Source organism: Streptomyces alkaliphilus, assembly GCF_014141535.1.
Lineage (GTDB): Bacteria > Actinomycetota > Actinomycetes > Streptomycetales > Streptomycetaceae > Streptomyces > Streptomyces alkaliphilus.
The window spans coordinates 1-10,890 of record NZ_VKHT01000068.1 but is presented as its reverse complement, the minus strand read 5'-3'; the positions used below and the strand labels follow the sequence as shown (position 1 = coordinate 10,890).

At 70.6% G+C, this 10,890-nt stretch carries 7 protein-coding genes; 5 read left to right on the top strand and 2 right to left on the bottom strand.

Annotated elements, in window-relative coordinates; translation table 11 throughout:
• Nucleotides 1-74 precede the first annotated feature (74 nt).
• Nucleotides 75-1,208, top strand: a complete 1,134-nt coding sequence (locus tag FNQ90_RS04345; protein WP_182605046.1) for a lipid II:glycine glycyltransferase FemX — start codon at nucleotides 75-77, stop codon at nucleotides 1,206-1,208.
• A gap of 301 nt (nucleotides 1,209-1,509) precedes the next feature.
• Complete coding sequence (locus FNQ90_RS04340) at nucleotides 1,510-2,541, top strand: alanine racemase (protein WP_182605045.1); 1,032 nt, start codon at nucleotides 1,510-1,512, stop codon at nucleotides 2,539-2,541.
• A gap of 163 nt (nucleotides 2,542-2,704) precedes the next feature.
• Here the strand turns inward: FNQ90_RS04340 and FNQ90_RS04335 are convergent, their stop codons facing one another.
• Complete coding sequence (locus FNQ90_RS04335) at nucleotides 2,705-3,787, bottom strand: inositol-3-phosphate synthase (RefSeq protein ID WP_182605044.1); 1,083 nt, start codon at nucleotides 3,785-3,787, stop codon at nucleotides 2,705-2,707.
• A gap of 51 nt (nucleotides 3,788-3,838) precedes the next feature.
• Nucleotides 3,839-4,540 (bottom strand): PadR family transcriptional regulator, encoded by a 702-nt coding sequence (locus FNQ90_RS04330; RefSeq protein WP_182605043.1) that lies wholly within the window; start codon nucleotides 4,538-4,540, stop codon nucleotides 3,839-3,841.
• A 480-nt stretch (nucleotides 4,541-5,020) separates the two neighbouring features.
• On the opposite strand from FNQ90_RS04330, the gene FNQ90_RS04325 reads away from it, so the two are divergent.
• The 3 genes from FNQ90_RS04325 (at nucleotide 5,021) to FNQ90_RS04315 (ending at nucleotide 10,801) form a co-directional block, all read left to right on the top strand.
• Nucleotides 5,021-7,777, top strand: a complete 2,757-nt coding sequence (locus tag FNQ90_RS04325; protein ID WP_182605042.1) for a transglycosylase domain-containing protein — start codon at nucleotides 5,021-5,023, stop codon at nucleotides 7,775-7,777.
• A gap of 85 nt (nucleotides 7,778-7,862) precedes the next feature.
• A complete protein-coding gene (locus FNQ90_RS04320; protein WP_182605041.1) occupies nucleotides 7,863-9,527 on the top strand; it encodes a glycosyltransferase family 87 protein in 1,665 nt (554 codons plus the stop codon).
• A complete protein-coding gene (locus tag FNQ90_RS04315; RefSeq protein WP_182605040.1) occupies nucleotides 9,527-10,801 on the top strand; it encodes an MFS transporter in 1,275 nt (424 codons plus the stop codon). The genes FNQ90_RS04320 and FNQ90_RS04315 overlap by 1 nt, the downstream gene beginning before the upstream one ends.
• Nucleotides 10,802-10,890: the final 89 nt, after the last annotated feature.

Sequence of the window (10,890 nt, the reverse complement as noted above, 5' to 3'; positions counted from 1 at the left end):
CCTCTCGGCAGGCCCCCCGCCGAGTAGGCTTCCGGCCAGACCCTGCGAAGTGCCCGCCGGAGGAGCGCCCCGACATGAGCCCGACCCTGAGGACCATCAGCCGCGAGCAGCACCTGGCGTACATCCGCTCCCTTCCCTCGGCCAGCCACATGCAGGTGCCGGCCTGGGGTGACCTGAAGTCGGAGTGGCGCTCGGAGTCGCTGGGCTGGTTCGACGGCGACGACAAACTGATCGGGGTCGGGCTGGTGCTCTACCGTCAGCTTCCCAAGGTCAAGCGGTACCTCGCCTACCTGCCCGAGGGCCCCGTCATCAACTGGTTCGCCCCGAACCTCGAGGAGTGGCTGCGCCCCATGCTGGCCCACCTCAAACAGCAGGGCGCCTTCTCCGTGAAGATGGGCCCGCCGGTGGTGATCCGCCGCTGGAACGCCAAGGCGATCAAGGCCGGCATCCAGGACCCCGAGGTCAAGCGACTGCGCGACGTCGAGGCCACCCAACTGGAGCCGCGCGCCTTCGAGGTCGCCGACCGGCTGCGCCGGATGGGCTGGCAGCAGGGCGAGGACGGCGGCGCGGGCTTCGGTGACGTGCAGCCGCGCTACGTCTTCCAGATCCCGCTGCGGGACCGCTCCCTGGAGGAGGTCCACAAGGACTTCAACCAGCTGTGGCGGCGCAACATCAAGAAGGCCGAGAAGGCGGGCGTGGTCGTCGAACGGGGTGACTACGAGGACCTGGAGGAGTGGCAGCGGTTGTACGAGATCACGGCCGAGCGCGACCGCTTCCGTCCCCGCCCGCTGTCGTACTTCCAACTGATGTGGCGCGCGCTGAACGCCGAGACCGCCTCCCCCGTGGAGGAGAACCGGATGCGGCTGTACATCGCCCGCCACGAGGGCGAGGCGGTGGCGGCGGCGACCATGCTCGTCGTCGGCGGGCACGTGTGGTACTCCTACGGCGCCTCCGCCAACCACAAGCGCGAGGTGCGCCCCTCCAACGCCATGCAGTGGCAGATGCTCCGCGACGCCCACGCCATGGGCGCCCACGTCTACGACATGCGGGGCATCGGCGACATCCTCGACGAGTCCGATCACCTGTTCGGCCTGATCCAGTTCAAGGTCGGCACCGGGGGAGAAGCCGCGGAGTATCTGGGCGAGTGGGACTTCCCGCTCAATAAGCTGTTGCACAAGGCTCTCGACATCTACATGTCGCGTCGCTGAGTCGTCGGTTCGCGACCCCACGCGGATCCCGTCGTTCCCCCGACAGTCGTCCTCCCGACCGCGGCCTCCCGACCGCCGGCCCCGTTCCACCGGTCCGTGGTCCATCCGGTACCCCGCCCCGACGGGCCGGGATACCGGGCCCGGGGGGACGCGCCCGGCGGGGACGATCCGCGACCGCCGGGCCCCACCACCGGCGTACCGTGCAACATCCCGCGTCGCCGCGGGTCCCGTCGTCCAGCCGATCCGTCCCGGGTCACCGACCCGCCCGTGCGGCCCCGCCGCAGAAAGGTGTTCCTCCGCCATGGCGCTCACCCTGTACGTCGACACCGACCGCTGGCGTGCGCACCAGCGGTCCGTGCTGGCCGACTTCCCGGATCTGATCCCCGTCTGCAAGGGCAACGGCTACGGCTTCGGCCACGAGCGGCTCGCCGATGAGGTCTCGCTGCTGGAACTGCCGATGATCGCGGTCGGCACCACCTACGAGGCGGCCCGCATGCGGGAGCTGTTCAGCGGCGACATCCTGGTGCTCACTCCCTACCGCCGCAACGAGGAACCCGTGCCGCTGCCGGACCGCGTGGTGCGCTCGGCCTCCTCGGTGGACGGCGTCTACGGGTTGGTCGGCTCGCGGGTCGTCGTCGAGGTGATGAGTTCCATGCGCCGGCACGGCGTCACCCCCGGCGAGCTGGGCAAGCTGCGGACCGCGCTGGAGGACGTGCGGCTGGAGGGCTTCGCGATCCACCTCCCGCTGGACCGCACCGACGGCACGGACGCCGTGGAGGAGGTCATCGGCTGGATGGACCGGCTGCGGTCCGCCCGGCTGCCGCTGGAGACGATGTTCGTCAGTCACCTCAGCGCCGAGGAGCTCGCCCGGTTGCGGCAGCAGTTCCCGCAGACGCGTTTCCGGGCGCGGATCGGCACCCGGCTGTGGCTGGGCGACCACGAGGCGACGGACTACCGGGGCACGGTGCTGGACGTCACGCCGGTGGCCAAGGGGGACCGGTTCGGCTACCGGCAGCAGAAGGCCCCGGGGGACGGCTGGCTGGCGGTCGTGGCCGGCGGCACCTCCCACGGGGTGGGGCTGGAGGCGCCCAAGGCGCTGCACGGCATGACCTCCCGGGCCAAGGGGGTCGCGCGGGCGGGCCTGGCGACGGTGAACCGCAACCTCTCGCCGTTCGTGTGGGACGGCAGACAGCGGTGGTTCGCGGAACCCCCGCACATGCAGGTGTCGATCCTGTTCGTGCCCGGCGAGGCCAAGGGGCCTCAGGTGGGGGACGAGATGCGGGCGATCCTGCGGCACACCACCACCCAGTACGACCGGGTCATGGAGAACTGAGGGCCGGAAGGCGACGAACCGCGCTTGCGGGCCGGGTCCCGGACGGCCGGGGAGCCCGGGCCCCGGCCCGCGGAACACATGACGCGGGGCCCCGCCGACACTTCGATGTCGGCGGGGCCCCGCGTCATGTGGCGGCCGGGGGGCCGCCGGATGGGCTGCCCGATCAGCTCTCGATCTCGCCCCGGATGAACTTCTCGACCTGCTCGCGGGCCACGTCGTCGAAGTACTGCACCGGCGGGGACTTCATGAAGTACGAGGACGCGGAGAGGATCGGACCGCCGATGCCCCGGTCCTTGGCGATCTTCGCGGCGCGCAGGGCGTCGATGATCACGCCGGCGGAGTTGGGGGAGTCCCAGACCTCCAGCTTGTACTCCAGGTTCAGCGGCGCGTCACCGAAGGCGCGTCCCTCGAGGCGGACGTAGGCCCACTTGCGGTCGTCCAGCCAGGCCACGTAGTCGGACGGGCCGATGTGGACGTTCTTCTCGCCCAGGTCGCGGTCGGGGATCTGGGAGGTGACGGCCTGCGTCTTGGAGATCTTCTTGGACTCCAGCCGGTCGCGCTCCAGCATGTTCTTGAAGTCCATGTTGCCGCCGACGTTCAGCTGCATGGTGCGGTCCAGGATGACGCCCCGGTCCTCGAACAGCTTGGCCATCACGCGGTGGGTGATGGTCGCGCCCACCTGCGACTTGATGTCGTCGCCGACGATCGGGACACCGGCGGCGGTGAACTTGTCCGCCCACTCCTTGGTGCCCGCGATGAAGACGGGCAGCGCGTTGACGAAGGCCACGCCCGCGTCCAGGGCGCACTGCGCGTAGTACTTGGCGGCGTCCTCGGAGCCCACCGGCATGTAGCAGACCAGCACGTCGGCACGGGTGTCACGGAGCACCTGCGCCACGTCCACCGCGGGCTCGTCGGACTCGACGATGGTCTCGCGGTAGTAGCGGCCCAGGCCGTCACGCGTCTCGCCGCGCTGGACGTTCACACCGGTCGGCGGGACGTCGCAGATCTTGATGGTGTTGTTCTCGCTGGCGCCGATGGCGTCGGACAGGTCGATGCCGACCTTCTTGGCGTCCACGTCGAAGGCGGCGACGAACTCGATGTCCCGGACGTGGTAGTCGCCGAACTGGACGTGCATCAGGCCCGGGACCTTGCTGTCCGGGGCGGCGTCCTTGTAGTACTCGACGCCCTGCACCAGCGAGGCGGCGCAGTTGCCCACGCCGGCGATGGCTACGCGAACCGAACCCATTCCGGTTGCTCCCTAAATGTTCTCGACGATTCCCCGCGTCCTCGCGGGGTTTCAGGTGGTGGTGTCCTCGGACGGATCCGGTCCGACAGCGCCCCGGTCGCGGGACGGGCCGTCCGGTTCTCCCGGCGACGACGGGCCGGAGGGCGCCTGGGCCCCCGGCTCACCGGACGTCGGGCGACGCCCCCGTCGGTCGCGTCCTTCCCGCTCGCTCTCGATCAGCTCGTTGAGCCAGCGGACCTCGCGTTCCACGGACTCCATTCCGTGGCGCTGCAGTTCGAGGGTGTAGTCGTCCAGCTTCTCGCGGGTGCGGGCCAGTGAGGCCCGCATGCGGTCCAGCCGTTCCTCCAGCCGACTGCGGCGTCCCTCCAGGACGCGCATCCGCACATCGCGGGAGGTCTGGCCGAAGAAGGCGAAGCGCACGCCGAAGTGTTCGTCCTCCCAGGCGTCGGGCCCGGTCTGGGCGAGCAGCTCCTCGAAGCGCTCCTTGCCCTCGGCGGTGAGCCGGTAGACGATCCGCGCGCGACGTCCGGTGAGCGTGGCCGCGACGGCCTCCTCGGGGCCGTACCCCGACTCCTCGGTCAACCATCCCTGCCGCACCAGGGTTTTCAGACACGGATAGAGGGAGCCGTAGCTGAAGGCACGGAAGACGCCGAGGGAGGTGTTCAGCCGCTTGCGCAGCTCGTAGCCGTGCATCGGGGCCTCGCGGAGCAGGCCGAGGACGGCGAACTCCAACACGCCGGAGCGTCTGCTCATGGGGGGCCGCCACCTCCGTCCGCATACCGCCGTCGTAACCCGTTCGTGCCGTGTGTCGTGCCGATGACGGGGCAACCGATCGCTTGTCGATCGCGCCCCGGGGCCGCCCGCGAGGGGCGGTGTACCGAGCCGATGTATCGAGTCGATACATCTGAACGATAGAACGCCGTGGAGAGTACGGCAAGGAGACCCCCGGGCAACGAGGGGGTGAAGGGGATCACATCCGGGATTCACCACGCACGCATTGCCTCTTATGTCGGAAAAGCTGGTGAAAGGCATGTTCTTTCCCTGCGTACGCTGGTGCCGTGCAGCACACGTCCGGGACAGCCGGGAACCACGGGGCGCGCGGAAGCGTCCTCCCCCGTGGTGTCGTGTGCCCTGAGCCGTTGGCTGAAGCACACATCGGGGGAGTGGAGTGGCCGGCGGCGACGGATACCGCCGGTCCCAGACGTCTGTGTCCGTCCTAGGAGAAGCTGTCCCATGAGCGAGCACCGTCGCAAGCCGCCGCAGTCGCGCGGCCGCCGCGCAGCGGGATCCTCCGGCCGCCGGGCCGCCCCGCCGCCCACCGGAGGCCGGGGGGGCCGGGAGACCACGTCCGCCTTCGGCAGCGGGGGCGTCGACGGCCCGCCGCGCAGCCGTGCCGAGGCCCGCCGCGCCGCGCAGGGCGGCGGACGCCGACGTGCCGCCGGCGGTGCGGCGGCGCTGGGCGCCGGCGGCGCGGCCGCCGCGCTTCCCTCGGGTCGCTCCGCTCGCCGGCGCGCCCCGGAGATGCCGGCGAAGAAGCGACTGATCGACTACCCCCGGGCCGGGAAGTACGGCGTGTGGCGCTGGATCCCGTCCTGGAAGCAGTGGCTCGCCGCCGCGGTGGCCTGCTTCGGCATGATGCTCGGCATGGTCGGTCTGGCCTACGCCCTCGTCGACGTCCCCGACCAGAACGCGGCGGCCAAGCAGCAGAAGAACGTCTACTACTGGGCCGACGGCACCCAGATGGTGGTCGCCGGCGGCGGCGAGTTCAACCGGCAGAACATCCCGATCACCCAGATGCCGAAGCATCTGCAGGAGGCGGTGATCGTCGCCGAGAACCACACCTTCCGCGAGGACAGCGGTGTGGACCCGATGGGTATCGCCCGCGCGGTGGTCAACATGGCCCGCGGTGGGAGCACCCAGTCCGGCTCGACCATCACCCAGCAGTACGTCAAGAACAACTACCTCAGCCAGGAGCAGACCCTCGAGCGCAAGTTCAAGGAGCTGATGATCTCCATCAAGGTGGGGACCACGGTCGAGAAGAACGACATCCTCGAGGGCTACCTCAACACCGCCTACTTCGGGCGCGGGGCCTACGGCATCCAGGCCGCCTCGCACGCCTACTACGGCAAGGACGCGGAGAAGCTCGACCCGAGCGAGGCCGCCTTCATGACCACCCTGCTCAAGGGCCCGGACTACTACGACCCGACCGGGGGAACCCGGGGCGAGGCCGCCGCGCAGGAGAACCTGGAGCGCGCCGCCGACCGCTGGGCCTGGGTGCTGAACCGCCGGGTCGAGGTGGGCACCCTCAGCAGGGAGGAGCGCGGTCAGTACACCGAGTTCCCGATGCCCAAGCCGCCGCGCACCGCCACCGAGAAGGCGGGCCAGATCGGCTACCTGACCGACCTCGTCGACGGCTACATCACCGCCAACGAGATCCTCACCGCCGAGGACCTGGCCCGCGGCGGCTACCAGATCCACACCACCTTCGACCGCCAGAAGATGACCGAGATGGAGAACGCGGTCAAGGAGGTCATGGAGAACTTCGACCCCGAGGAGCGGGAGGCCGACCGCTACGTGCAGTTCGGCGGCGCCGCCGTGGTGCCGAAGGACGGTGCGATCGTCGCCCTGTACGGTGGCGTCTCGGCCACCGAGCACTTCGTCAACAACGCCAACCGCGAGGACGTGCAGGTCGGTTCGACCTTCAAGCCCTTCGTGTTGGCCGCGGCGCTGCGCGACGGGGTCCGCGACCCGCTCAAACCGGCCGACCAGCCCGATGACGCCCGCACCCCGCTCTCCCCGGAGAGCATCTACAACAGTGAGAACGGGCTCCTCATCGAGTACTGGAACGGTGAGGTGTGGAAGGGCGAGGACCCGGAGACCGGCGAGGAGCTGGAACTGCGCCAGAACAACTTCGAGGGCAACGAGGAGGGTGAGATCACCCTGCGTCGCGCCATGGAGGTCTCGGCCAACTCCCCCTTCGTGCAGCTGGCGATGGACATCGGCATCGACCGGGTGGCCCGGGCCGCCATCGACGCCGGTCTGCGCGAGGGCAGCCTCGGCGCCCACGACGACAGCGTGCCCTCCTTCGCGCTCGGCGTCTCCACCCCCAGCGCCATCCGGATGGCCGACGGCTACGCCACCTTCGCCGCCAGCGGCGAGCAGGCCGACCCGTACTCGGTGACCCGGGTGGAGAACAACGACGGTCTCATCTACGAGCACGAGACCACGCTCAAGCGGGTCTTCGACACCGCGGTGGCCGACAACGTCACCGACGTCCTGGTCGACGTGGTGGAGAACGGCACCGGCAAGCCGGCCCGGGCCCTCGGCCGTCCGGTGGCGGCCAAGACCGGCACCACCGACGACAACGTCAGCGCCTGGTTCGTGGGATACACCCCGCACCTGTCCACCGCGGTCGGCATGTTCCGCTACCCGCAGGACATGGAGCCGGACGACCCGGACCGTCGCTTCATGTCCATGCGCGGCACCGGCGGTGTGGAGAAGGTCCACGGCTCCGGCTTCCCGGCCGAGGTGTGGGTGAACTTCATGAAGGAAGCCACCAAGGACGACGAGAAGACCGCCTTCCCCGAGCCCCGCGACATCGGTGAGATCTGGTACGGCGGTGGCGCCCGCAGCCCGGAGCCCACGCCCACCGAGACCATCGAGGAGACCGAGGAGCCGGAGGAGACCGAGGAGCCGGAGGAGACCGAGGAGCCGGAGCCCGAACCGGAGCCCACCCGCGAGCCCGAGCCCGAACCGGAGCCCACCGAGGGCACCAACCAGGGCAACGACAACGGTGGCAACAACGGCGGCTGGTGGTCCGGCGGCAACAACAACGGCGGCCACAACGGCGGCGGCGAGACCGGCGCGGACGGCGGCGGGGGGGACACCGGTGACCCCGGTGACGACAGCGGCGCCGACGAGGGAACGACCGATCAACCGAGCGGCGGCCAGGGAGCGATCCTCGGACGCAACAACGGGGGCACCGGTTAGCCCGGTGCCCGGGGAACCGCGGCCCGGCGGAGTCGGGCCGCGGACCTGATCGCCCGGCGAGGGGCCGTGCGGCAGGATGTGGGTCATGGTGCACAGCGACCCGCCGTCCTCCGCACGGCCCCTCCCCCGTGCCGGGGCCCCGGATGGGTCGTTCCGCCCGGGGGGACCGTCGGAGGGGGAGCCGGGTCGGGACGCCGGACGGGACCCGGTGGCCGAGGCCGGCAGCGAGCTGATCGGTGGCCCACGCGGCCGGCACGCCGGTGTCGGGGTCGGCTGGTGGACGCCCCTGCGGGTGGTGGCGCTGACCTCGATCGGGATGTTCGCCCTCGGCATGGTGCAGAAGCTGCCCTGCTGGACCACCGGTTGGTTCCACGGCCCGGCCACCCAGTACACCCGGGCCTGCTACTCCGACATCCCCCACCTGTACCGGGCACGCGGCTTCGCGGACGGCCTGATCCCCTACCTCGACCGCATCCCCGAGGAGTTGGGGGCGGGGATGGAGTTCCTGGAGTACCCGGTTCTGACCGGTGCCTTCATGGAGGTGGCGGCCTGGCTCACCCCCGGTGGCGCGCAGTCCCACCGACCCGAGCAGTACTACTGGTCGGTGAACGCGGGGATGCTGATGATCTGCGCGGTGGTGATCGCGCTGTGCGTCTCCCGGATCCACCCGCGTCGCCCCCTGGACGGACTGATGGTGGCGCTCTCACCGGCGCTGGCCCTCACCGCCACCATCAACTGGGACCTCCTCGCCGGCGCCCTGCTGCTGATCGGCCTGTTGCTGTGGTCCCGCAGCCGACCGTTCGCGGCGGGCCTGCTGATCGGGCTGGCGACCGCCGCCAAGCTGTACCCGGTGCTCGTCCTGGGGCCATTGCTGTTGCTGTGTCTGCGCGCCGGTCGCCTCCGCCCCCTGATCGCCACCTGCGGCGGGGCGGTGATCTCCTGGACGCTGGTCAACCTGCCGGTGATGCTGGTGGCCCGGGAGGGGTGGGCGACCTTCTACACCTTCAGCAGGGAACGCTCGGTCGACTTCGGCTCGCTCTGGTTGCTGATGGTGCAGCGCACCGACCTGTCCCTCGGAACGGAGCGGGTGAACCTGCTGGCCACCGCGGCCACCCTGGCCGGATGGATGGTCCTGGCGGTGGTGACCTTCGTGGCCCCCCGGCGCCCGCGCCTGCCGCAACTGGTCTTCCTCGCGGTGGCGATCTTCATCCTCTTCAACAAGGTGTACTCACCCCAGTACGTTCTGTGGTTGATCCCCCTGGCCGTCCTGGCCAGACCCCGGTGGCGGGACCTGTTGATCTGGCAGGCCGCGGAGGTGCTGTACTTCCTGGCGATCTGGATGTATCTGGCGCAGACCACCGGCGAACCGGGCCTTCCCCGGGGCGGCTACCACCTCGCGATCGCCCTCCACCTGGCCGCCACCGCCTGGTTGTGCCTGGTGGTGTTCCGGGACATCCTGCGTCCGGCCCGGGATCCGGTGCGCGCCGATGGCTCGGACGATCCGGCCGGTGGGATCCTGAACGGCGCGGCGGATCGCTTCGCCCTACGGCCGCACATCCCGGCCCTTCCGCCGGAGCATCGCGGAGCGGTGGTCCCCGGGGGCGGGGGAGACCTGCCGGCGGTCCCGGCCGGCATCGTGTTTCACGTGAAACACGATGCCGGGAAAGCCGAACACCCCCGGAACGAAGGGGGCGAGTCCCTCGGGGGCACCTCCCGGGAAACCGGACCACCGGAAGGAAGCCCCACCTGATGTCGGTCATCGCCGATGTGCGGACCCTCTGGCGGTTCCGCGGTTTCCGGCGGCTGCTCGCCGTCCGCCTCCTCTCCCAGTTCTCCGACGGCGTCTTCCAGGTGGGGTTGGCGACCTACGTGGTCTTCTCCCCCGAGCAGCAGGCGACCCCGGCGGACATCGCGGCGGCCATGGCCGTGCTCCTGCTCCCCTACTCCGTCCTCGGCCCCTTCGCCGGGGTCTTCCTCGATCGCCTGAGTCGACGTCAGGTCCTGCTGTATGGAAATCTGTTGCGCGCCGGGCTCACCGCGGCCAGTTGCACACTGGTACTGGGGGGCGCCCCCATCTGGCTGTTCTACCTCTCGGCGTTGATGGTCACGGCGGTCAACCGCTTCATCCTCGCGGGCCTGTCCGCCTCCCTGCCCCGGGTGGTGGACCGGGAGCGCCTGGTGGTCGCCAACTCCCTCTCGCCCACGGCCGGAACAGTGGCGGCCACCATCGGGGGCGCCTCCGGATTCGTGCTCCACGCGGTGGTGGAGACCCGATGGGCGGGCGACGTCCTCGCCCTGCTCTGTGCCGCCGCCTTCTACGTCCTCGCCGGTGCGGCGGCCCTGGCGTTGGGCCGCGACCAACTGGGGCCCGACCCCGGGGAGGCCCGGGGAACGGTGCGTCGGGCACTGCTGGAGACCGTGCGGGGACTGGTGGACGGGCTGCGCCACCTCGCCGATCGTCGTCCGGCGGCGCGTGCGCTGGGCGCGCTCGGTGTGATGCGTTTCTGCTACGGGGCGCTGCTGGTGACCGTCCTGATGCTCGCTCGTCACGCCTGGGGCGGGGATGCCGAGGTCGGGGCCGGGATGGCGATGCTGGGCCTGGTGGTCGGCGTCTCCGGAGCGGGCTTCTTCGTCGCGGCGGTGATGACCCCCTGGGCTGTGGAGCGTCTGGGCCGCCTGGGGTGGTTCGCTCTCTGTGCCGCCATCGCGGCCGTGCTGGTACCGGCCCTGGGTCTCACCTTCCGTCCGCTGCCGATCCTCGTCGCCTCCTTCGTGCTCGGGGTGGTCACCCAGGGATCGAAGATCGTGACGGACACCGTGGTGCAGTCCACGGTGGACGACCGGTTCCGGGGCCGCGTCTTCTCCCTGTACGACATGCTGTTCAACGTCGCCTTCGTGGGCGCGGCGGGGGTGGCCGCCCTGATGCTGCCCCCGGACGGTCGCTCCGTGCCGCTGTTGTTGGGAGTCTCCCTGCTGTACGCGATCACGGCGGTGACGGTGAACCGCTTTCGTCGACTCGAGTGAGCCCCGACGGTCGCCGGAAGCCCCGGGGCGCCGTCCGAGCCCGGGGAGCGGTCGGGATGTCGGGTCGATCGGGGCGGTCGGGGCGGTCG